Genomic DNA, 24,090 nt, shown 5'->3' on the forward strand with positions numbered 1-24,090 from the left:
TTTGAATCAACCGTCAGCAGTTTCGGTATCGGTAGTTTCCAAAATATCCGCTTCCTCCAGCTGCGCGATGGCTGATCGAAGAGCGTGGAGTGCGCGAACATCATCCTCGTTGTAGGTGACGATCCTGTCCCATGCAGCAGCGTCTCCGGATCGAGCAGATTCGATCCAGTCCAGGGTGTCGGCACCGGTAGCGCCGGACGTACGCCATCGCGCACCTGCAGCAGGCGCGAGTTTTTTGAGACCGTAGCCGTGGGGTGCGTAGAAGTCTGGTCTGACAAGGTCTGTGAGCACGTCGACACCGCGTTCGGTGAGCGAGTGCACTGTCGGGCCGAGGATACGACGAAGATGCTGCTGCTCGGTTCTGCCGTAGTGAAACCAGCGAGTGCCGTGGCTGTCGCCACCGACGAGTTGTTCGCTGAGCCAGTCGACGAACCTGTTCGTCAGAGCTTCTTCATCTTCGTCATTGGACGCCCCGAAGGAGTAGTACACAGAGCCGATATCGGGCCTGGTCACCAATGCACCCCATAGATAGACACGGCCCTGCCTATCGAACTCGCAATCGACGTCGATGCTGGTGTCACTGCTCGGGACCGGGGACGCCGTGGTGCTGGTTCGGATCAGACGCACGCTCGTGGGTGCCGCGAGGTCGATAGTCTCCTCCGGCACATCATCGTTGACCACTCCCAGCAAAGATGCGACCAAGTAGTCCAGACGTTCCCCAGTCGGGCTCGCCGCGAAGTGCTTGCGCAGGTCCTTTCGAATCGTGACGAAATTCGCCGACCGGAAAGTCATCTCCTCCACCTCGGCCGACAGAGTTCTCGACAAGTGGGCGATCTCAGCGTGCAGCGGATCGTCAGGATCGTAAGTTGGTATAGGCAGCCGCCATACCGCTTTGTCGACGTGCCGTTCGTCTTTCCCATAGGACATGAGGGGCCGGACCAGCTCGGTCAAGCTGGGCGCGTTCAGAATTCCGACTAGATAATGGCCCTCGCTCAAGGTCGCGACAGCGGCCCAGTAGACCGCGTGCTCGATCACGGCAGACGTGTCTGTTACCAGTGCTGCCGAGACATGCATTCCCGATGCGGCGTAGGCCACCCGTACGGCGGGCAGCGGCACCTGCTGGGTGAGCTTCTTCATGTGGTCGATCTGTTCGGCGAGAGTCATCTTCGATTGACCATGTTCGTCCCAGACCGCTTCTCCCGCTCTTACCCATGCGGCGAGTCCGGGGTAGGCATCGATCTTGGAATGGTCACCACCCATCACCGTTCCATCACGCGTGAGAGGAACCACGAATTTCTCGGGTTCGCGCAGATGGAACGGCACGATTTGTTCGCCGAGAATGGTGGGGTACAAGAACTCCGTTTCCACCGTGCCGTGAAGGGCAGGAAGATTTTTCCACGGCAGCTTCTCGCTGGCCGACCGCTTGGATTGCACGGCCCGTCGTCCACCGGGCACGCCCAAACTCGACGTTGGCGCATCTTCCACGCGGAACATCAATCGTGGGACCAGGTTGGCTCCTTGCGCGAAACGTGAAGCGTAAGGCGACCGTTCATCGTCTTCGGTGCCGACACTGAGCTCACCGAGATGCTGGCGAAGAAGCACGGCTGTGTCGACGCTGGCATGGCGGTGCGGCGCACGTCCGGTCCAGATGAGCGCGGTTGACGGCATGGTTCGGGCCTCTTCGGTGCGGGTCCCGAAAACCACGGCTGAGCTACGTGGGAACAGGTGGGGTCGGATGCGCCTGAGGTCCCAACTGGGAGTGAACGATATGTTCGCACCGTCGAACTTGCCGCGCCGAAACCCCGACCAGTACTCACGGTCCACAACCGGGTTCGGTACGACGAACGCAAGACTGCCACCGGTCTTCAAGTAACGTTCGGCCGCGCGCGCGATGAACAGGCCCGCAAGGTCTTGGTGCGTCGCTGTTGTTTCGTTGTGCCAGAACCCTCGATCACTGGCCAGCGATTTGAACCGCCGTTGCATGGGTTCGGTCATGTACCGGTAGGACAGCCAGGGCGGGTTTCCGATCAGGACGTCGACGCGGTTCTCATCACGTCCCAACCAGGCGGGACGAGCCGCATTCCGGATGTAATAGCTCCAGATGTGGTTCCGGCCGGCTTCGTGCAATTCTTTCAATCGCACGAAGTTGGCGTTGAGATCTGGCAAGTCAGCGGAATCCAATGCGAGGCGACGGACGGTGCCATCGCTCAAACGTTGGGTCTTCTTCCCTGCTGCACGGCCGGACTCATCGACCAGCGCCTGAACCAGGTCGTCGAAGCTCGCACTGTCGGCCAAAAGATGGTCCGCAAAACGCAGCTCACCAGTGATGAGTTGATCGCCGGTGTCGGTAGGAATGACCAGGTAGTCGACAGTCAGCAAGTCATTGCGTTGATCCCAGCCGAGAGAATCTCCCAGGTAAACAGGTACGGACAAGCTGCCCCGGTCGGCCGCATTGAGTCGATCCCGTCCCAGCGCGAGAAGGTACGTCACGCGCGCGAGCGCAACCGCTACTGGGTGTAGGTCGATACCCATCACCTGCGACGACACTTTCGACATGGCATCCGCCAAGGACATACCTGCCGCGTCGGCGGCTGCGAGGAACCGCCTGACAGCATAAAAAAGGAATGTCCCCGAGCCGCAGCTCGGATCGAGAATGCGCTGGTGCAGAGGCTCGTTCACCACTTGCGAGACGATTTTGCTGGCGAGCCAGTCCGGGGTGTAGTACTCACCCAACGCCTTACGGGTTTGCGGCGAAATCACGGACTCGTAAAGCACTTTGAGAACATCGTGTTCGACTGCCGACCAGTCGAATCGAGACAGTCTGCGGGCCAGGGATGCGATGTAACCGTCGCCGCCGGGAACTTCGAGAACCCAATCGAAGAAGTCGCGGTCGACCACTCCGTGCAGACCTGCGATCGCGAACTGGTCACCGGAGAGCAGAGTGGCCGGTGCCAGCTCTTCGGCCTGTAGGCCGAGAACCAGATGGGCAATGATCTCAGCGCTGTTGACCAGCAATGTGTGTTCGAGGAACAGCTCGTCGGTGTCCGTGAACTGTGTGCCGAGGGCACCCCGGAGAAGCTTTACCCACAGCTCGCGCTTGAGCTGGACTGTAGGGGTGTCCTTACCGGCGGCGTAGATCGCTGAGAGCGTGGAAAAGTCGAGAGCGTGCGAAGAGCTTTGAGCCCCTAGTCGCTCGGCGATCTCCGTGGGGGTGGGTTTGATGGCCCGCCGGGTGGCAAGTACGCCTTCGAGCCAGCGCAAGAGCTCGTCAGCACCGGCCGATCCACCCATACTTGTCACACGAGTAGCTTCCCGAAGACCCCCGTCGACCTCGTGATAAGCGATCCACTGTCGACCGTCGGTGAGGATGCCGACGTACCGCTGGCCCATCTCAGACGACCTTGTCGCCACATAGCCCGCAAGCTGCGTGCGAGCTGCCTCGACCGCACCCGGCGTCGCGAGTGAGCGTTTGACTTCGATGACCGTGCAACCCACTTCGACGTCGATGCGACGACCATTTCCCGCGGGCGTCTCAAGGTTTACGTCCAAGTCCTGCTCGGCCAGGCCCAGTGACGCGTCGAGTAGCAACATTCGTACGTCGGATTGAATGGTGGCTTCGCTGCGCACGGACTCCGCCTTGTTCACGAGCCGGTCCATCAATGCACCACGGGGGGTGGATCCTGCCGCAGTCGCCATGCTGGGCAACGCTACTAGGAGCACTTCTGAACGCGCGCACGCCCAACCTACGCATTGCCGACCATAGAGTGAAGTGCCGCAAGCGACACGCCGGCCGCAATTGAACACCCGATACGGCCTACCAGTCGCTATCTCGGGGGTGGATAGCGTGCGCTAGTCCGGATTGCTCGGCGGGAGGTCCGAAGCCGTATCGAGATCGTCGACGATCAACTCGACTGTGAAGTCGGTGGATGGATACGGCGTCATCTCGCTCGTTTCGTCCACGAACTCCCGGCGGCCCTGGAGGATCGCGGCAGTAACGATGTCGGTCATTTCGAGCTCGAGACGATCGTTGGGATCCAGGTACCCGCGTTCCAGCGTTGCTCGTAAGGCCTCCAACCCAAGCAGAATCCGAACCTGGTCCCGTTCTTGCGACGAGAGCTCGGCCGTGCTGCCGAACTGCGCTGAAGGTCGGGATCCGTCGCAATTTTGAGGATCATCTGCATCACCGGTCTGGTCAGTCACTGGCACGCCTCCTCGTCCTTGACTTCCGCTAGAGCGGAAGTGTGAGCCAGAGGACTACCCTCTGGTCGTGCCAGCTCGGGACACCTGCGAGCGTCGGGCTCGCTTCCCCGGAAGGATGCGAGAGACCGCGGTTATGAGCTAGTCTGATGACGTTCGACCGTCGATGAGGGTCACGGTCGAGCGTCCATCCAGCAACAGCACTGCACCACACCATTTCTCGGGTGTCGGTGTCTTCGAGCTGTGGGCTGGCCGACGCTCCCAGTGAAGGCCCTCCATGTCGATTCCTCACCCGCTCCCGCCGAGCCATTTTCCGGTCCCGTCCCTTGTCGACGGTGGTGACCGTCGATGACCACCCGCACCGTCTCGACAGCCGAGCTGCAGCGCCGCTCACAGATCGCTGCCGCCGCCTACGAACGCGGCCGCCGCGCCACCCTGGCGGCCGCACGCCGCCGTAGCCTGCCCGACCGGGCGAACGTGCGCCGCGAGGAGATCCGCACTCGCTCCCACTCGTACGAGCCGCGTAGTGACAGTCGCGCATTCGGGCTGCTCGACTCCGACGTGTCGTTGGTGCGGGCGGCGGCGTATCTCGCCGCGTCCGGTGTCGCGCACGAGCTGATCACCGCGCAGACGTTCACCGATCCCACCCAGCAGGAGTGGGCGGACGCCACAGGTAATCGGACGGCTGTGCACGAGGATGCGTGGCGGGAGCGGTTGGTCGACAACGGTATCGACGATGCGGTGCTCCGTCCGGGTCTGTCGCTGGACGTCCTGGAGTTGCCTGCCGAGCTCGATGGCCTCGATTTCGACGACATCGCCGAGCACACCCTCGACGTGTCCTCCACCTCTGCCGACGTCGAACCGCTCCGTCTGGCCGATCTCATGCTCGACACACCGCGCCAGGAACAGTCCTCGGGTTCGGTCGTCGACATCACCGACCGGGTCGCGCAGGTTATCGAGCTCGACCGCGGCGTCGACACAGCGGTCGAGGCTGGTGTGGACGCATGGTGACCAAGAAGGCGACCTCGAAGGGTGCCGGCGCGTCCTCGTCGATGCTGCCGCTCATCGCAGTCATGCTCGCGATCGCGGCTATCGCCCTCGGATACGGGTCGCTGTGGCTCGGGCACGCGTTCACCGACACCGGCCAGCAGATCCCCGGCAATCCGTTCGTCGCCCTGTTCTCCGTGGCCGGCGGGCAGCTCACCTGGCCGACCGTCTCGACATGGATCTTCGTGATCACGGTGATCATCGCCTCCGGTCTCGCCGGGGTCGCCGCAGCGGCACACGCGGCCGGAAGCGGCAAGAAAGACGATGTCGACGCCAAGGCCCGACTGATGGGGCCCTCGTCGAAGCTCAGCGGGGTAACCGGCAAGCAGGCACTCGAACGGGCGAAGAAGCTGAGACCAGACCTCGTCGACCGGGACGCGCTGGACGATGCCGACATCGGGGTCATCGTCGGCCGCACCGTCCAAGGCAATCAGAAGGTGTTCATGTCGTGGGAGGACATGCTGTTCGCTCTCGCCGGGCCTCGGATGGGTAAGACCGCGGCGCTGGCGATCGATGCCCTGTGCACCGCTCCGGGCGCGGCATTGTTCACCTCGAACAAGCGTGACGGTCATGACTTCACCCGTGGTGTCCGTGAGTTGCTCGGCGCGGTGTGGCGCTACGACCTACAGGGGATCGCCGAAGGCCCCCGCACCGGCGATGACGGGTTCTGGTGGAACCCGCTGCGCGTGATCGAGACGATCATGGACGCCCGCAAGCTGGCCTCATACTTCGCTGCCGCATCGAAGGACGATTCGGCCCGCGTCGATGCCTACTTCGACGGCGGAGCTCAGGAGTTGTTGGCGCAGATGATGCTCGCGGCGGCGTGTGCGGACGGGGATCTGTTGCACGTCTACGGCTGGCTCTCCGACGAGGGGAACGAACTTCCCCAGCGGCTGCTCGAGGTTCACGGCCACCACATCATCGCCAACCGGCTCAAGTCGACCAGCGAACTCAACCCGCGCCAGCGAGATGGCCTGTACGACATGGCTCGTCGGTTCATCGGCCTGCTCGAGGAGCAGGCCTACGCGATGTCGGTTCTTCCACCGAATCGCCACGACATCTCCGTCGAGGGCGCACCGGACACCAAGATCGGCGGTTCGGTGCGGTACCCGCACTCGATGCGCGAATTCGTTGTCGAGGACTTCGTCACCAGTAACGACACGCTCTACGCGTTGTCGAAGGAAGGCCCCGACTCGTCGTCGGCGCTGACCACGGCGTTGATCGGGTCGATCATCGACGCCGCTCAGCGCGTCGCGCGCCGCAGCCCGCGCGGGCGACTGCCGGTGCCGATGCTCGGCGTCCTCGACGAAGCCGCGAACGTCTGCCGACTCCCCGAGCTCCCCGCCTGGTACTCCCACCTTGGATCGCAGGGGATCTGTGTGATGACGATCGTGCAGAACCTCTCTCAGGCCCAGAAGGTGTGGGGCCAGGACGGGGTCAAGCAGCTCCTCGATGCCGCGAACTTCCTCTGGTACGGCGGCGGTGTGAAGGACAAGAACACTCTCTCCGAGCTGTCGGCGCTCGTCGGTGATCACGACGTCGAACGCTGGTCACGATCGAGTAGTGGCGGAATGTTCGACAGTGGGTCGTCGTCGAAGTCGCAGTCCTGGTCCAAGGAAGCGATCCTGACCGTCGATGATCTCGCCGCGATCCCGAAAACCCGGGCACTGGTCCAGATCTCGGGCAATCGACCGGTGTTGGTGAAGAAGATGTATTGGTCCGACGGCCCCAATGCCGACGCGATCGATGCCTCGTTCGCGATGTACGGCATCCCCGACAAGGAGCAGATCTCCGTCCCTGATCGAGTACACGCCACCGCCACCATCGACGACGTCGACGAGGAGCCGTTCCTGTGACTGCTGACGACGACTTCCACCCCGACGACGACTTCCCCGACGAAAACTTCCCCGACGACCAGCCCGACAACTCCGATTCGGATTCGGATTCGGATTCCGAGAAGGCTGCGTCGACGAAGTTTCCGGGCTTCGATGTCTGGTTCGAGACGTGGCTGTCGGCGATCGTGGCCCGCAGGCTCTCGTCGTCTGCCGGGAAGAACCGGGTGTTCTGTCCACGCTGGTTCGAGCATCCCGAGGTCGTGGTGCGTCTGCACGCACTGTGGACGGCGTGGGAGGCAGCGTCCGCGGCCGAGGACGGGGCCGCGATGTCGGGGTGGTGGGTTCATCACGCGGACCCGCAACTGCGCACGATGCTCGACGGCGAGCATGGCCCGATGTACCTGTGCAGCCGTGACTCTCATCAGAAGACGCCGCCGATTCGGCTGAACTTGGTGCAGGCTCCGGCCGGCTGGTTCGACGAGCTCACCGGCTGAAAAACCTGACACAACCCCTGACCCGAAACAGCCAGAAGCCCTGGTGGGTCCTGCATGACCCACCAGGGCCCTTTGTGGCCGGAGATTGCGCCTCCAGCCGACGACGACGTTAACGACCCCCACCCGGCCTCGGGTTGCGCGGGTCGCTTACACCTCTCGCCCGACTTCAGGAGCGCACGCTGTGGCCAAAGATTCCGACGATTTCCAACTCGATTTGTTCGCCGAGACAGAGGACAGTGACACCCATGATCGACCCGATAACGCAGGAGATAATGAAGCTCTACCTGGAGCACCAGGGGCTGCCGCCGGAGTTGAGCCCGGAGGATCAGCAGGCGTTCCTCGAGAGCGAGAGCGAGCGGATCGCGGAGCGGATCGACAATATGAAGATCTATATGGAACAGCAAGTGCTGCGGAACTACATGCGCGACAACGGCCAGCCTCCCCCGTACATGGAGAAGGTCGGGTTGATCAATCAGGCGTGGGCGCAGGCGACGGACTTCGTGATCAACGAGGAGATCTACGGCCATCTCCCGCCGGAGATGGAGGCCTACCCGCCGGATCAGGAGAGCCCGGAAGCCGAAGCCGAGCGGGATCGGGCACGGATCCAGGTGCACCGGAGCGATCCGGAGCGGTGGCGCAACCCACTGAACTGCGCGGACCCGGACAAGGAAGCGAACCAGCTGACGGACCTGTTGTGGGCGGAGCAACCGATGAGGTTCCGGTACTACGCAGCGCATTTGATCGCGGCGCGGATCGAGGACAACGAGCCCTACCCGACGTCGACCGAGCACCCGCTGTTTCTCACGTTCACGAGCCAGCTCGACGAGCGGGTGGCCGAGCACGCGGCAAGCGGAAGGTAACCCGCCGCAGCGAATCCGACGCCCAGCTGGACCTGTTCGCGTTCGACGCCGACGGTGCAGCGCCGATCGACCCGACTGCCGTCGATGTCGGCGGCACACCGCTGCCCACACCAGTCGATCCCGACGTTCTGGTCGCTGAGGCCGACGCTTCCCAACCGGTGCCGAAGTTGCAGCCCACCCCAAAGGTTTTCGCGGACAACGCCGTCGACGCCACGGTGCTACCGCCGTCCCCGGTCGAGCTGGTGCGCGACGCGTACGGGCGGCTGGCGCGCGAGGACGAAGCCTATGTGCGGCTGGCGCGGATCCGCGCCGACCTCGACGGGACACTGACCGCCGAGCAGGTCACAGACGCTCTGATGGAGCTGCGGCGTGCGGGCGATGTGTCGTTGATTCCCGAGGAGAACCAGAAGACTCTCGGGCCCGACGATCGCGCCGCCGCGATCAGCTACGGCAACCAGAGTCGGCACCTGATCGCCGTCGACGGCCGCCGCGTCGACCAACTCCTCGCCGCGCAGAGCACTCCCCCACCCAGCGTCGAGACCGACTCCCCCACAGTCGAACCGACACCCGATCCCCCGGCGATTACCGCAGTCCCTGACACCACCGAAGGGATGATGGTCGACACTCAGACGGTCGCCGAGCGATTGTGGAATGTCGAGCCCGTCGACTTCCGGCCCGGCACCGAGATTCTGGTGCCCTCCGGAGCGAAAGCCCGTGTATCGGCGAACATCGACGCCCTGCGCACCCTCGCCGTCATCACCGCGCAGGATCGCTACGCCACCGCCGACGAGCAAGCAGTCCTGGCTCGCTGGTCGAGTTGGGGCGCGACTCCACAGGTCTTCGACCCGCGACGCGACGATTGGACCGCCGAACGCGAGCAACTACGCACGCTGCTCGACGACACCGCCTGGGGTCAGGCGCAGCGCACCATCCTCAACGCCCACTACACCGACCCGGCCATCGCGGCGGCGATGTGGAAGGCGACGATCCGGGCCGGGTTCACCGGCGGCCGTGTTCTCGAACCGGGCTGCGGGTCGGGAACATTCATCGCCCACGCCCCGGCGTCGGCGCAGATGGTCGGGGTCGAGCTCGACGCCACCACTGCCGTGATCGCCGCGGCGTTGAATCCCTTGGCGCAGATCCGCGGCGAAGGGTTCGAGAAGACCACCGCGCCGGCGTCCTCGTTCACCGCGGCGATCGGCAACGTCCCGTTCGGGGACTATCGGCTCTACGACCCGGTTCACAACCAGGCCAAGCACTCGATCCACAACCATTTCATCGTCAAATCGTTGGCGATGACTGCACCCGGCGGGTACGTCACCGTCCTGACCTCCCGCTACACCCTCGACGCCCAGAACCAGCGAGCCCGCCGCGACATCGCCGCCCTCGGCGACCTCGTCGGCGCAGTGAGGTTGCCGTCCAACGCGTTTCGGCGGGTCGCCGGGACAGAGGTCGTCACCGACATTCTCGTGTTGCGTCGCCGCGCCGACGGAGCGAAGCCCGCACCGTTGACCGAGCGGTTCCTGCAGCTCGAGAACGCCACTGCTCTCGACGATGCCGGCGAGGACAAGGGCGTATCGATCAACGCCGTCTACACCGATCACCCCGAGTGGGTGCTCGGTGAGCTGCGGGTCGGGCACGGCATGTACGGCAACGAGACTCTGTCCGTCGACGCGACCGACAGCGACGTCGACCTCGCTTCCCTGGTCGAGGATCGGCTCACCGCGATCGTCGATGTCGCGAAGACCGACGGCCTCGGGCTCACCGCATCGTGGCGCGACACCCTCGGGCCGACCCGGGAAGACTTCGAGCGCGGGCTCCTCGCGATCGGGAACGGCCCGGCCCAGGACGAGCTCGCGGTGGGAACGCTGCGGCACGACGCGCAGATGGAGACCATCGAACGCTGGAACTCCCGCGATTGGGAGCCGGTGAACACTCGCGGAGCCAAGCAGGTCGCCGAATGGGGCGAGCTGCTCGCGCTGCGCGACACCACCCACGCCCTGATCGACGCGCAACGCGGCCCCACCGACCCCAGTCAACGGCAAGCGCTGCGGGAGATCCTGGGTGAGCAGTACGACGCCTACGTTGCCCGCTACGGCCCGATCAACCGGTTCAAGATGTCGATACCCAAGGACCTCACCGAATCGCAGCACGACGCCGCTCTGGCGAAGCTGATCGAGACGTGGCGTAAGGACGAAGGGGTTGCCGGCGACCCCTACGCCGGAGAGGTTCCCGAGGACGTCTACGCCCGGCTGTCCGACGATGCCTGGATCAACCCGCGCCAGCCCACCAAGCTGCAGAGCCACCTCGGCCGAGCTATCCGCACCGACCCGACGTTCGCCGCAGTGCTCTCCCTCGAGCATTTCGACGAGGAGACCATGACGGCCCGCAAGGCGGCGATCTTCCACACCGACGTCCTGCACTCGCGTGAGCTGCGCCGCTACGCCGAGACGGTCGACGAGGCGATGGCCATCAGTCTCGACGAGCACGCGCGTCTGGACGTCGGGCGTATCGCCGAGCTGCTCGGAACCACCGCCGAGCAGGCCGAGACGCAGATGGAGGGACGCGCTTTCCGTACGTTGACCGATCCGACTCGGTGGGTGTCGTCGTCGACGTACCTGTCGGGCAATGTCCGCACCAAGCTCGCCGACGCCGAAGAGATCGCCGCCCTCGATCCCCGCTACCAGGCGAACGTCGATGCATTGACTGCGGTGATCCCTCCGCGCAAGACCGATGTCGATGTCGCTCTCGGTGCGCCGTGGGTGCCGATCGAGACCTACACCCAGTTCGTCCGCGAGACCTTCGAGGTGCCCGCCGATGTTCCGGTGACCATCGAGCGGGCATCGGGACGATGGTCGGTCACGGTCGGGCACTACGCGGACTCGGGAGCGCAGAATCTCAAATGGGGTCTGGTACCCAAACGGGGCGCGTGGTCGACGAAGTACAACTTCGAGCACCGGCCCGCCGAAGACCGCGGTATCGGCAACGCCGGTATGCGCGCCGGGGACTACGAATGGCCCGCGATGCTCACCGACCTGCTCAACAGCGACCCGATCGAGATCACCAGCTCCAAGGAGTTCCGCGAGAGTGCCGGCGCACCGACGGTGCACGATGCCGCGACCCGCGCCGCTCAGTCCAAGGCGCGACGACTGGCGCAAGAGTTCGGGCAGTGGGCGTTGCACGCCGACGAAGTGCGCCGCGAACAGCTCCTGGACATCTACAACGACAAGTTCAATTCGCTTGTCGCGCCGGTGCATTCGGGCGCTCACATGTCCTTTCCCGGTCTCGGGGAGAAGTACTCGCCGTACCCGTATCAACGCGACGCCGCCGCTCGGATCGTCTCCGAGCCGACGGTGCTGCTCGATCACGTCGTCGGGGCCGGCAAGACCGGCACCATCTTGATGGGTGCGATGGAGCTCAAGCGCCTCGGATTGGCGAACAAGCCGTGGGTGGTGGTGCCCAACCACATCATCGACCAGGTCGTGCGCGAAGCGGGTCAGTGGTATCCCGGCGCACGGATTCTGTCCGGATCGGCGGCCACCGACGCCGAGGGGCGCCGGTTGCTGGTCGCGCAGTCCGCCTCGCAGGACTGGGACATGGTGATCGTGCCGCGGTCGGCGTTCTCCTCGATCGGGGTCGATCCCGGCACGAAAGCCGAATACATCCGTACCCAGGTCGAGGCCATCGCCGCCGAGCTCGACAACGTCGAGCGCATCCAGACCGGCAAACGGCTCGAGGCGATGAAAGCCAAGCTCGAGGAGAAGCTCGAAACCGCGCTCGAACAGGCCGGGAAGGATCTGGGGCTCACGTTCGAGGCATCGGGGGCGGACTACCTCTTCGTCGACGAAGCCCACGAGTTCAAGAACCTCGCTCGCGCGTCCGGGGTCACCGAGCTCGCCAACGAAGGTTCGCACCGGGCCACCGATCTCGATCTGAAACTGAACTATCTGCGGTCGATGCGCCGCGAGGAAGCGATTACCAAAGGCATCCCGCCAGAGGAGTACGTCGAACGGGTCGCCACGTTCGCCACCGGAACCCCGGTCGCGAACTCCCTCGCCGAGCTGTGGGTGATGCAGCACTACCTGCGTCCGGATCTGCTCGAGGACGCCGGGGTCGCCCAGATCAACGACTGGGGAGCGACGTTCACCGACACCGTCGAACGGGTCGAGCTGAATTCGTCCGGATCGAGACTGCGGGCGATCACCCGGGTCGGTGAATTCACCAACGTCGGTGATCTCATCGGGATGACCAGCGTCTACACCGACGCGGTCACCCGTGATCAGGTGCCCGCGAACCTGCCCGTCAAGGACGGTGGCCGCAACACCGACGTCACGTTCACCCCGGCGCTGGAAGTGCAGGACTTCATCGCCGACCTCGGGTATCGCGCCGACCATGCCGACGCCAAACGCCCGGATATCGACAATGCGCTCAAGGTCGCCAACGACGGCCGCAACGCCACCCTCGACCCCAGGGTCGCGCACCTCGATCCGGCACCGCCGGAGCATTCCCGTGCGCACATCGTCGCCGAGCGAATCCTGGACGTGCACAACGACTCCAGCGAGAACACCTACCTCGATGCCTCCGGTGAACCCCACCCGACGCCGGGTGCGTTGCAGATCGTCTTCTGCGACCGCTCCACCCCGAAAGCCGACGGGTCGTGGTCGATCTACGACGGGATCCGCGAGGAGTTGGTCGCCGGCGGAATGGAGCCCGCGCAGATCGCCTACGTCCACGACTACCCGAAGCCGTCGGAGAAGGCCCGCCTGTTCGAGATGTGCCGCACCGGACGGGTATCGGTGGTGTTCGGGTCCACCGAGAAGATGGGCACCGGCACCAACATTCAGGATCGCGCGATCGCGCTGCACCACGTCGACGTGCCGTGGCGACCGGCCGACCTCGAACAGCGTGAGGGCCGAATCATCAGGCAGGGCAACCAGAACGGGCATGTGAAGGTGTTCAACTACGTTGCCGAGAAGACCTTCGACACCGTGATGTGGCAGACCGTGCACCGCAAGGCGCATTTCATCGAGCAGCTCAAGAGAGCGGACCGCTCGATGCGGCGGGTGGTGGACCTCGACAGCGATTCGCTTGCCGAGAACTCGGCGATGACCAAGGCCCTTGCCACCGGTGACGATCGGTACATCCAGCAGATCGAGCTCGACTCCCAGCTCCAGGAGCTCCAGTCCGAGGCGGATTCGCATTTTGCCGAGCAACGTTCGATCGAGCGTGACCGCGACCGGTTGCGCCGCGAAGTACCCCGCGCGCGTCAGCGGGTTGCTCAATTGGCCGAGGCGGCACCGGTGCTCAAAGGCCGGCGCGAGGTCGAGCAGTGGCCCGGCATGACCATTCGCGGGGTGTTCTACGACAAGCGCAGCGACGCCGCGAATGCGATGGCCTCGGCACTGCAGGGCACATATCACTCGCTCAAAGGCGAAGGATTGACCAAGACGGTGGTGATCGCGGAAATGAGCGGATTCCCGATCGAGGCGTCCCGTCCCGCCCAGGACAGTGCGCTGTATCTGTCGTTCTCCGGACTCGGGTCGTCGACGAAAGTGATCGAAGCCCGCGACCTGCACCCGAAGATCGGGGACACTGACCGCAGCCAGCACGCTTTCGGGCTGCTGACGCGGGTGGAGAACATGGCGTACACCGTCGACACCGACCTGGCCAAGGCCGAACGCTCACTTGATCGAGACGAACAACGCCTCGACGACCTCGACCTGATCGAGCTCTCGGAGTTTCCGAAAGCAGTGCAGCTCAAAGACCTCTCGAACGAAGTCGCCCGACTACGCAGGGAGATCAAGGAAGCCGAAACCAGCCCCGAAGCCCTCGCCCGAGATGCTGCACGCGCCGAACGCGCCGCAGCGAAAGGCCGCGAGCCGAAGTGGTCCCTCATGCTCAACCCCACCCCCGCCCTCGTCGAAGACCTCGGAATGGGCAGCGCCGACGCTGTACGAGCGATGATGCACGACAAAGCTATTGCTGCTCAGCTTGCCGCTGCGCAGAGTGCGGTCGCGGACGGACAGCTGGGATCGGGCGATACCTCGACCCGCCCCGGAAACTTCCTCCGCGCTGTAGACGACAACCCTGGAACGACCAAACCCTGGAACGGTACCGACAACCGAGCTCCTGAATCCGGGCCCGATCATGGGACAGAAAGAGGCCACGACTACGGTGCCGGGGACTAGCAGGGCAACTATAAACAGACGGTCCGTCAAGATATCTTGACGGACCGTCTGTACCTACTGCTTTCGGTCAGCTACCGGCGCTGCCCCTCTGATCCAGGACTTTTCTGCAACGTTCCTTCTGGCTTGTGCGCATCTCCGTCACCGACCAGGCCCGCGAAGCCGGACACCTTCCAAGTCTTCTTTGTGTTTGGACGCATCTCACCGTCTTCGGCGCTGATGAGAATTGTCTTGCCACCCGGGTAGGAGACCAGAGCGTCACCGCCTAGATGAGCCAATGCGGTGTGGGCTGCGACCAGGTTCTCGGCTGCGCGAAGTGTTTCACCATCTGGAAGGAGACCCTCGCGCTCACCAACAGCACTGCAACGCCGAGTCAATGCGCCGACGAATGCCGCGACATCGTCGACCGGTTCCGTGTGCTCACGCGCAGCAGACTCTTCCTGTAAACGCTTCTGTTGCTGGGCTTGCAATTGTTCAGGCGACTGTTTCAGGAGCCAGAGTGCGCTTGCTGGGGGTTCTTTGCCCGCACGCTTCGCGGACCGTACGGCCAGCTTCGCTGCGGCGTGTGCGCTGCGCGCGAAGCGGTCAGGCGGCAGGTCGTGAATGCGCTGTTCTAAGTTCGTCATCGTCGTCGGCTCCCTACGGTTTCCCGCGTTACACAGTTCAGTGTGCGCTTGGTGCACCAGAAATGCACGTCAGCTCGGTTCTACGGGAGCTGTGGATGCGAGGAGGTGGGCGTCGGCGTAGTACTCCCCCCATTGAGCAATGAACTGAACGAGCACCTGATCCTTGAGCTTCTCAGCCTCATCCCCCAGCAAATCGACCACCTCGAAGATGACCTCCGGGGGCAACTTCGGATCGTTGCCACCATCGGTCTCGGAATTCTCGAAAATGAACCGGAACCGCTCCCAACATCTGTCCAGCGCCTCTGCCCGGACTTCCTTCTCACGTTGAAGCCTCGCGGACTCGGCCGCAGACTCGCTGGTGCGGCGGTACGCAATGAAAGTCACCACGGCTGCGCTGATCGCGAAAAGACCCGCCGTGACAACACCCAAAGGTTGCGCGGTGACTTTCCAGAACTCCAATGGACCAGGAACCTCGTAGAGGCGACCCAAACAGAACGCAATCGCAAGCAGCACAAGACCGATCACTACGACGATCGCCTCGCCCACCCTCATACGACGGACCGCATCGTCCGCCAGGATGTCAACCGAGGTGTCCCGATCCACGCCTCCGGTCGAGCCCGGAGTACCGCTGGTCATGATCCGGCATTCAAGTAGCCGATGGGTCCGCCGCTAACGACCTTGATTCTGCTGCTCATGATCTGCCGCACCCGATCTTTGTACTGGACGGGCACTGCCGGACTAAGCGCCCGGTCCACCAAGCCTGGGTAGACGCGGTGCAACAGGGTGCCGCTGTAGTGAAACCGAGGCTTGTCTTCACCGGAACGTACTTGTTCGCTTTCGACGTCTTCGATCTTGTACACGGCAACCGGGACGGTCGCGACGGTGACGACGAACAGCTCGTTATCGATCACTCTTCTCGGGTACGAACGCCACCATCGAAGGCTGGTGGCATCGAGCTCCTCATTGGAATGTTCGGTGCTGAAACCAATCCACGGGCGATCCTCGCCGGGGTACGCCCGCTTACGTGCATCCGTTCGCAAGACGGTCAACTCACCCTCTTCGACAACAAGGTAGCTACGCCGTTCGAGACGCTCGACCACTTCCAAACGAATGGGGTTCTCCAGGACGCGGGCGGCAAGAAGCTTGTCTACCGCCCCCATGGCAATGTTGAGGCGAGATGACGTCTGACCGCGCGTGAGGATGTCCGGTACGGGCTCGTCCATACGTGTGGGGGGCGCGAATTTCGCTAGGGCCATGGTTCGTTCCTTCGATAGGAGTTTCTCCAGATCGGAGCCCGACGTAGCGCCGTGACAGTCGTCCTTGGAGATGAGAACTTCACACTACCCGTGTATTGGGTTCGATACATGATTGCTCCGCTGAACCTTTGGCACCCCGCTCAAACCGGGCGGCCCTTAGAGGCCCCGAGGTAAGGCGATGCAGTGACGGATTTCGCCGTCGCGCCGGTGTCTCGCGCGATGTGGCGGCACGCCCAGCCTGATTGTGGGTCCAATAGCTCCGGTTCACCTAGGGCGGACGAGCCCATCCAGTTAATTCACCTGAATGACGCTTCTCGCGACTGATGTCCGGCCGTCACCAAATTAGGGACGATCAGTAGGGCAGTTTCCATTCGATCGGAAACCACGGATCTTGCATTCCCAGATACACCTGAGATTTGAGAACGGCTATGGTGAACGTCCGATTTATTCGGACATCCGTATCCTCTTCAGGCTCATCGCATGGGATCACTACTCTCAACGGGTTGTGCACCGCTGTGTATTGTTCAGCTGTGTAGAACTGATCGACCTCTATTGCCCGACTGGCCACCAGAGGGGACGAGTCCACCCTGTCAGCCGAGGGCGTTATCACAATATCGAAATTAACAACTTTTGAATCCGAACCTACTTCGTTTGCGTTTTCTTTTTGGCAAGCCTCGTCGGCGTAACGCAAGCACACAGTCATCTCTGCCGGGAGACCGCTTCCGTCCAGTACATGGACTGCTGCGCCGCAGTTGGGAAAGGTCATCGCCCCACGCTGAGAGAGATATGTATTCTCAAGGGCTAAGGCAAAAGACTGCTTTAATTTACTTGTAGTTGGCATGTCTGGATGCACCGAACCTAGAATAGTGTAGTTCGATTGAAGGGGAGCAGCGACCCGAAGTACGCCGTAGGCAATAGCCCCTGCCAAAACAGCCACCACCATTCCAATAACTGCCGCGCGTTGCGCGACACTCGCCGGCTCACTACGGTCGGTATCAATCAGTTTCCGTGCCTGCTCGTTTATTACCTTTAGAAGATCTTCCTTCTCCTTTCCGTCTGGAAGTTTCTCCCATACGGTGACTTCTTTCGACAGCGTCTCGCGGATGTTCTCTCGATTTCGGACACTGATGATGTAGTTGGAGTAAATTATCGCTGCCGTCGTCAACAACGCAACGAACCCTGATATGAGGGAGCCGATCACTGCTGGCTGCATGCGCGGATGATACTCCGCATCAACCTTCTCACAATGAATCCATCTTCATCCGATGCGAGCGACGCAGTTTGGCGTTACAGCCCGAGCTCATCGTCATACAGACGCTCCGACTCGGGCGCACTGTATCGCTCCACCGGCAACCCATGTCCGGTCCCACCTTGACCGTTCCTGGAGCCGCGGGCGTCTGCAAGTATCCCCGCGACGCGCTTCTGAGCAGCAGCATCGTCGATATCCACGTTGGTGGCGCGGACCTTGGTGTCGGTCAGTCCTTCGATCGGGGATGCCACGACAGCGTGCGGTGACTTGTTAGTAGCGCGGATACGTTGTTCGGCTGTGTGCCGTCTACTAGCCAATGTCACCGAATGCAGACGCCGGCCTTGTTCGGTGATGGCGGTGTCGAACACCGCGGCTGCGGCGAGGTCTGCAGCGCGGCGTTCGGGCTCGGCGGCTCGTTGCACGATCGCGGGCCACTCGCTGGTCTCGGCCTGAACGCGTCCGGCGGCGTCGCGGGCGGCACGTTGGGTGTCGCGGACCTGGCGGGCGAGGCGTTCTTCCCGCAGTCGTGCGTCGTCGACGGCCGGTTCGATGCTCTTGCGCTCACGTCTCTTCGCAGTCGACAGCTGCTCGGAGAGCGTCGCGTGTTCAGTGCGTGCGGCCTCGTACTGTGCGGTGACGCGGCGTAGTTCGGTCTCGATCTCGCGCGCTGCTGCGATCGCAGCGGCTTGCTCGTCGAGGCGCGCGTACAGCTTCTCGGTATCCGCAACGACAGTCGGCTCGGTGCGGTCGCGTCCGGCTCGGTCGACGAACGCGGCCAGCTCGGCGTCCGGGACGAGCCGGATCGGGTCTCGTTCCATCTTCGCGAGCAGAGCGGCATCGGCCGGCGAGAGCACAGGCTGCGGCTCGGGTGCAGCCGCGGCGGCGTCCTCTACTGCCAGCTCGGTCGGGGCCGTCTGCTCGAGCTGCTCGACTGCGTCGGCTGCTGGTGCGTCGACAGCCTCAACGGAGGGCTGCACGTGCGGCGTCAAGGTTGGAGCGTCGGTCATCGCTGCACGCAGGGCTGCCTGTTCGGCCCGCCACAGCATCGCTTCGGTGCTGTCGACGTCGGCCTTGAGCTCGGCAAGCGCGGCGAGGTCGATGCTCTCGGCCGCCAGGCGTGCGGTGGTGACGTCGACGGCGGTGACTTCTCCCCCGTCGGCGGCGGTGACGCGCTCGTACTCCGCCGCGGCCTCGTGTGCGCGGGTGCGGGAAGCAGTCGCAGTGTCGTCGACGAATCCGGCGCGCCAGATCTCCCAGTCGAGACCGCGCTGCGCGAGGGCGCGGGCATCGTCGTCCCCGGCGGCAGCGACGTCGGCGGCGACAGCGGGTCGGATGACGGTGTCGATGTGATGCCAGAGTGCTTCGGCCTCGAACTCGCGGTCGGTCCACTCCTGGCGGGTGTCGAGCATCGCGATGCGGGCAGGGCGTTGCCGGTCGGCTCGCTCCTGCAGCTCGGCGAGCATCGTGCGGGCATGGAACTGTGCGGGGCTGGTGCCGTCGGAAATCCGGTTCCGCAGCTCCCGGTACCTGGTTTTCGCGTCGTCGAGATCTGCGGTGAGCAGGCGCACTCGTTCGTCGGTGGTGACCGTCGGGTACGGCAGCTCGATCGTCTCGATCTGCAAGCGCAACGCATCCCACACATCGGCTCCGGCGTCGACGTCGTCGGTGCCGGCCTCGACCGTAGCGGCCTCGATGTCGAGTGGCGGTGCGCCGGCCTCGTGGTCGACCCCGGTGTACTCGCCGTCGTACTCCGGCGGTGGTGCCTGGTCGTAGCCGCCGTCGTACTCCGGTGGTGGCGCTTGGTCGTATTCGACGGGGGCGTCGAGCGCGTCGAGGGAAGCGAGATAGTCGGCATCGGCGTCGACCGGAACCGATGCGGTTGAGCCGTCGACGACGGTGTCGGTCGCAGCAGCCTGGGTCGGTAGTGCTGCCGGGATGACGAACTCGTCGGGCAGCTCACCGCCGATGGTGTCGGAGACCGCCTCGTCGACGACGGGGACGGCTTCTTCGTCCTCGATCGAGAGTGGTTCGGCGGTGGGTGGGGTGTAGGTGCGGGCGAGGTGGTTCTCGCGCACCAGCATCTCGGCCCGCCACGTCAGCGCGGTGGCGAGTTCGTGGGCGGGCAGGGTGACACCGTGATCGACCGGGTCGATGCCGCCGTGCAGGAACTCGTACGCGGTGCCGAGCAACTGTCCCGGGGTCCACAGGGTCGGGTCGGCGGCGTCGACGGTCGCCACGAGCGAGGGCCACGCCGCATCGGACATGACGCGGACGGCGGCGGTGTAGCCGAGCAGTTCGATCAGTACCGGCGTCCACGATGGTTCGAGGACCGCGCCGTCGGTGTCGGCGTCGAGCGCGGCGACGGAGAGTTCACCGGACAGTCGCCACCACAGTGCGGCAGCGGGCAGCTCGTCGGGCAGCGGCGACGTGGCGAGGGAGTCGCGGACGAGGGTGTGGACTTCGATTCCGGCGCGTGCGGCGGCGGAGAGTCGGTCGGCGAGGATCGGGAAGTACGGGTCGCGGGCGATGTGGGTGTCGAGTTCGTCGACGAACGGACGCCACCGGGCGACGGCATCGTTTCCGGTGTCGATCACCTCGGCGGCGCGGCGGTCGAGGCTGCGTTGCGCTTTCACCGAAGCGGCGGCGAGCTGCTCGGGTCCAGTCGGACGGCGATCGGCCGGGTCGACGTCGTGTGCGGCGCGGAACACCGCGAGATCAGTGAGCAGTTCGAGGTCGGGTTCGTCGGTGAACAGCGGCCGCGCCCACACCGGTGCAGTCGTCGGTGTCCACGTGGCGACGTCGGCGGCGATGCGTGCGCAGTGCGCCACCACCAGTTCCTCGCGGGCGTCGAGGTAGGCACCCCACTCGGGAAGATCGTGTACCGCTGTCGGGATGGCAGGTAGCCACGGCAGCGGCCCAGTGGCGGAGGAATGCTTGCCGCTGGGGTCCAGACGCCAGTCGAGCACCGCGGCCCTGTCGAGAGCGGTATCGAGTTCACGCGAGCGGACAGCACTGCGCAGGGCCTCGACGGGATCGCGTCCGTGTGCACCGAGGATCGCCAAATGTCCGCGCAGGGTCGGCCACGCGGGCTCATCGGTCAGACCCGGTGCCTCTTCTTCGGCGGCCACGTCGATCGCGGCCATCACCTCCGGCCCGAGGTGCACTTCGGAGCCGGTGGCCACCGAGTAGTCATAGGCCCGCGCCGCCGGCGAGAGATTCAGGTGCGGATCGTCGGCTTCGGCGAGAGTCGAGTGCGCCGAGACCTGTGCGCCGTCGCGCCGCAGAATCTCGCGGAGGTCGTCGACCGCGGTCGGGGGAAGCATTCCGCGTTCGGTCATCGCGGTGTGCAGGTCGCCGTCCGACGCGGTCGCCAGATACAGGTGGTTGGCTTGCTTGCCGCGGGTGAGTCCGACGTAGGCGAGCTGGCGGGTTTCGTCGCCGGTGGCCACGACGTGGCAGGTGTCGGCGGTCGAGCCCTGCGCGGAGTGCACGGTTCCGGCGTAGCCGAGTTCGGTGGCGGACTGCACGTAGTCGGGTGACAGGGTGACGGTGCGCCCGAGTTCGATATGCCGGACCCGCAGCGAGCCGTCCCGGCCGACTTTCTCGACGATCCAGCGGTCACCGTTGCGGACCCAGTCGGTCTGCGAGAGCGGGTTGCGGCGGTCGTTCGAGCGGGTGCGGACGGTGTCCCCGGCGCTGGCCATGAGCCCGTCGGCGAGGACGGCTTCCCGTCCGACTCGCTTGCCGGTGGCGGCGAGGCGGTCGGTGCGGGCGCGGGTGTTGAGTTCGGCGACGAGCTCGCGGGTCGGGGCGAGCATGAGCGCGTCCTTGCCGGCCGCATGATCGGCCGCCCACGCGGTGTAGGCGTCGTCGGTGACCGTCGCGATCGACCCGACATGGACCCGTCCGTGGTCGATGTAGAACCCGATCGCGGCCTCGTCGCCATCGCGCAACGCAAGCGAGGCGGCACCTTCGGCAGGGTCGCGGAACCGGACGACCTGAGAGAGCGACAACGCGCCGATGCGGTCGTGAATATCGCGGAGCACACCACCGGAGGCGACGGAGGCGAGCTGTTGATCGTCACCGATCAACCGCACCGTTGCACCGCGCTCGACGAGTGCAGTGATTGCTTCGTCGAGATCGAGGGTGCCGGTCATGCCCGCCTCGTCGACGATGACGAGTGTGTCCTCGCCGATGTCGGTGTACCACTGCGGAACTTTCACCGACCGGCCCTCGCGCAAGCGTTGGGTGATGTCGACGAACTTCGCCAACGTATCGGTAGTCGTCAAGATATCTTGACGCAGAACTGCGGCAGCGGCAGCGGTCGGCGCGAACCCGACGACCCGCCCGGCGGCGTTCTGCCACGCGGTCGTCAGTGCTTTCATCGACGCGGTCTTGCCGGTGCCTGCGGGTGCGAGTGCGAGCTGCACTTTCGCTCCCGAGGTCGCCATCGCGCGCACCAGCGACCGCTGGCCGGCGTTGAGGTCGAGACCGTTCGCTGCGGATTCGAGCAACGCAATCTCGACGTGCTTGTCGTCGATCGCAATACCGTCGGTGCGCGCGGCGTGGGCGACGATGCGCGCTTCGGCGTCGAGTACTGCTGCGGTGGTGAGCAACTGCGATTCGTGACGGGTGTGTACATCGGCACCATCGCGTCGGCGCATCACATCCGGGGCGATATCGGCAGCGGGGTCGGTGTCGGCGGCACCGGAGAGGTCGATCGACAACTCGTCCCCGCACGCGAGGTCGGTGACCTTCTCGACGAGTGCGTCGATGCGCTCGGCCGGTGGGTCGAAGGTGCGTACTTGCCGCACGACTTCGGCGCGAATGTTGTGCCGCAGGAACCGTGATCGTTTCCGCGAGACGATGTCGAGTGAGCGTTCCGCGGTCTCACGCACCCATGCGTGATCGAAGTCCGTCGTCGCTTCGGCGGCGGTGTGCGCGGTGATCGAGGAGACCAGTTCCGACAACGCCTTCTGTGATCCGAGGATCTCGATCGCTTCTGCTCGCCAGCCGCTGCGTTGGTCGGCGTGCGAGACCGGTTCGTGCTTGGCGGCACGGGTTTCCAACGTCGCTTGCTGGGCGAGGGAGATCGCTTCGATGGCGGTCGGTTCGCGCCCGTGATCGGCCTGGAAGGTGCGCGCAAGTTCGGCGGTGCGGAGTTTGATCGCGGCGCTGCGCGAGGACCACCGCTCGGCGAGACGTTCGTCCATGCTGTCGATCTCGCGGACTGGACGTTTGCTTCTATCGGTCGACGCTCGCTCGGCGAACCGGACGCCGATGCGTTCACGCAACTGCGCTTCGAGAACGGTGTTGTAGACCTCGGAGGCGGGAACGTTGTTGCGGTACAACGCGGCCCCGTCGAGTGCGAGCCACTTGATGGTGCCGTCGGGCATCGTGGCGGCGACCTTGTTGCTGATCGCGACGTGGGTGTGCAGGTTCGGATCCCCGGCGCGTGAATCGCGGTGGGTGAACTGTGCGGCGATCAAACCGTTGCCGTCGACTTGCGCCACTCCCCCGGTACCGACGCGGGTGAAGCACGCGTGCTTCTCGAGGTACGTCACCGCGGCGGCGATCGCGGACTCGTGCGCCGCTTCGATCTGTTCCGAGACCTCGCGCGGGGCGACCGCCCACAATGCCGACACCGATTTCACCGGTGTGAACGTCAAGTCGAAACCAGCTACAGCGGTGGTCTTTTGCCGACCGACCTTGGCCACCCAGCCCGACAGTTCTCGCTCGTTCGCCGGCGCGCGTCCGTACTCCTTTGCGAACATTCTCGATCCGACATCGGTGCGGATCCGCGCGCGGTCGGCGTCGTCGATCGGGGCGTTCCACTTCTGCCCGCGTGCGAGATTGTGCGCCACGAACGCCTCCGCGCACGCCACCCGATACGCGGTCGCTCCGGAGTCGATCTTGAACGCCCGGCCCAATTTCGCCGACCGGGCGGCGTCGGCCTGAGACGCACCTTGCGCGAGCGCCAGCTCGAACATCAGGTCCGCGTTCGGGTGCAGACCTTCACCGAACAGGGCCTTCATCTGCGCCTCGGACACCTGCTGGCCTGCCGCGACCGATCCCAGACCAGCGAGACCCGCCCCGGCCCAACGGCCCGGTGACTCCCCTTTTTCGGAGTAGTAATCGGCCAACGAGGAAGCCCCGCGCTCGGTGGAATCGGCAGCCGCAACCTGCCGGGTCAGGTACTCGTACCCATCCCCAGCGGTCAGCTTGTGCAGACCCATCACAAACGCGGACTGTACCAGCGAAAGCACGCGCAGCTCCATAGTGCATGAGGTGTGTGGGTTCGTTTGGGCTTTGGATCGGTAAATGGTGACAGGTGGGATTGG

At 64.4% G+C, this 24,090-nt stretch carries 12 protein-coding genes; 5 read left to right on the forward strand and 7 right to left on the reverse strand.

All coding sequences use genetic code 11. The features are described 5' to 3' along the window. Positions 1 to 6: 6 nt before the first annotated feature. Positions 7 to 3,696 (reverse strand): ribonuclease H-like domain-containing protein, encoded by a 3,690-nt coding sequence (locus tag CH302_RS28325; protein ID WP_141216748.1) that lies wholly within the window; start codon positions 3,694 to 3,696, stop codon positions 7 to 9. 153 nt (positions 3,697 to 3,849) lie between these two features. After that, the gene (locus CH302_RS30380) at positions 3,850 to 4,008 is read right to left on the reverse strand and encodes a hypothetical protein (protein ID WP_176458344.1); all 159 of its coding nucleotides are present in this window, start codon (positions 4,006 to 4,008) and stop codon (positions 3,850 to 3,852) included. 537 nt (positions 4,009 to 4,545) lie between these two features. Between CH302_RS30380 and CH302_RS28335 the strand changes: the two genes are divergently transcribed. The 5 genes from CH302_RS28335 (at position 4,546) to CH302_RS28355 (ending at position 14,621) form a co-directional block, all read left to right on the forward strand. Continuing rightward, positions 4,546 to 5,208, forward strand: coding sequence for a TraI DNA relaxase (locus CH302_RS28335; protein ID WP_094610707.1), 663 nt, complete (start codon positions 4,546 to 4,548; stop codon positions 5,206 to 5,208). Beyond that, positions 5,202 to 7,100 (forward strand): type IV secretory system conjugative DNA transfer family protein, encoded by a 1,899-nt coding sequence (locus CH302_RS28340; protein WP_094610706.1) that lies wholly within the window; start codon positions 5,202 to 5,204, stop codon positions 7,098 to 7,100. Before CH302_RS28335 ends, CH302_RS28340 begins: the two co-directional genes overlap by 7 nt. Next, positions 7,097 to 7,573 (forward strand): DUF4913 domain-containing protein, encoded by a 477-nt coding sequence (locus CH302_RS28345; RefSeq protein ID WP_094610705.1) that lies wholly within the window; start codon positions 7,097 to 7,099, stop codon positions 7,571 to 7,573. The genes CH302_RS28340 and CH302_RS28345 overlap by 4 nt, the downstream gene beginning before the upstream one ends. 245 nt (positions 7,574 to 7,818) lie before the next feature. Then, entirely contained in the window at positions 7,819 to 8,433 is a 615-nt protein-coding gene (locus CH302_RS28350; protein WP_094610704.1) for a hypothetical protein, read from the forward strand. Between the two features lie 158 nt (positions 8,434 to 8,591). Then, positions 8,592 to 14,621 carry a helicase-related protein gene (locus tag CH302_RS28355; protein ID WP_255139226.1) on the forward strand — a complete coding sequence of 2,010 codons (6,030 nt, stop codon included), beginning with the start codon at positions 8,592 to 8,594 and terminating at the stop codon, positions 14,619 to 14,621. A 71-nt stretch (positions 14,622 to 14,692) separates the two neighbouring features. Here the strand turns inward: CH302_RS28355 and CH302_RS28360 are convergent, their stop codons facing one another. From CH302_RS28360 to mobF, 5 genes are all read right to left on the reverse strand, one after another. Beyond that, positions 14,693 to 15,244, reverse strand: a complete 552-nt coding sequence (locus tag CH302_RS28360; protein WP_094650295.1) for a hypothetical protein — start codon at positions 15,242 to 15,244, stop codon at positions 14,693 to 14,695. Between the two features lie 69 nt (positions 15,245 to 15,313). Further along, the gene (locus tag CH302_RS28365) at positions 15,314 to 15,880 is read right to left on the reverse strand and encodes a hypothetical protein (RefSeq protein WP_094610703.1); all 567 of its coding nucleotides are present in this window, start codon (positions 15,878 to 15,880) and stop codon (positions 15,314 to 15,316) included. Further along, positions 15,877 to 16,500 carry a hypothetical protein gene (locus CH302_RS28370; RefSeq protein WP_094650297.1) on the reverse strand — a complete coding sequence of 208 codons (624 nt, stop codon included), beginning with the start codon at positions 16,498 to 16,500 and terminating at the stop codon, positions 15,877 to 15,879. Before CH302_RS28370 ends, CH302_RS28365 begins: the two co-directional genes overlap by 4 nt. A 352-nt stretch (positions 16,501 to 16,852) precedes the next feature. Next, the gene (locus CH302_RS28375) at positions 16,853 to 17,713 is read right to left on the reverse strand and encodes a hypothetical protein (protein ID WP_094650299.1); all 861 of its coding nucleotides are present in this window, start codon (positions 17,711 to 17,713) and stop codon (positions 16,853 to 16,855) included. A 74-nt stretch (positions 17,714 to 17,787) separates the two neighbouring features. Beyond that, positions 17,788 to 24,015: a MobF family relaxase gene (gene mobF, locus CH302_RS28380; protein WP_176458343.1), complete on the reverse strand. Its 6,228-nt coding sequence runs from the start codon at positions 24,013 to 24,015 to the stop codon at positions 17,788 to 17,790. Positions 24,016 to 24,090 lie beyond the last annotated feature (75 nt).

The sequence above is a fragment of the Rhodococcus sp. 15-2388-1-1a genome, from assembly GCF_002259145.1.
GTDB lineage: Bacteria > Actinomycetota > Actinomycetes > Mycobacteriales > Mycobacteriaceae > Rhodococcoides.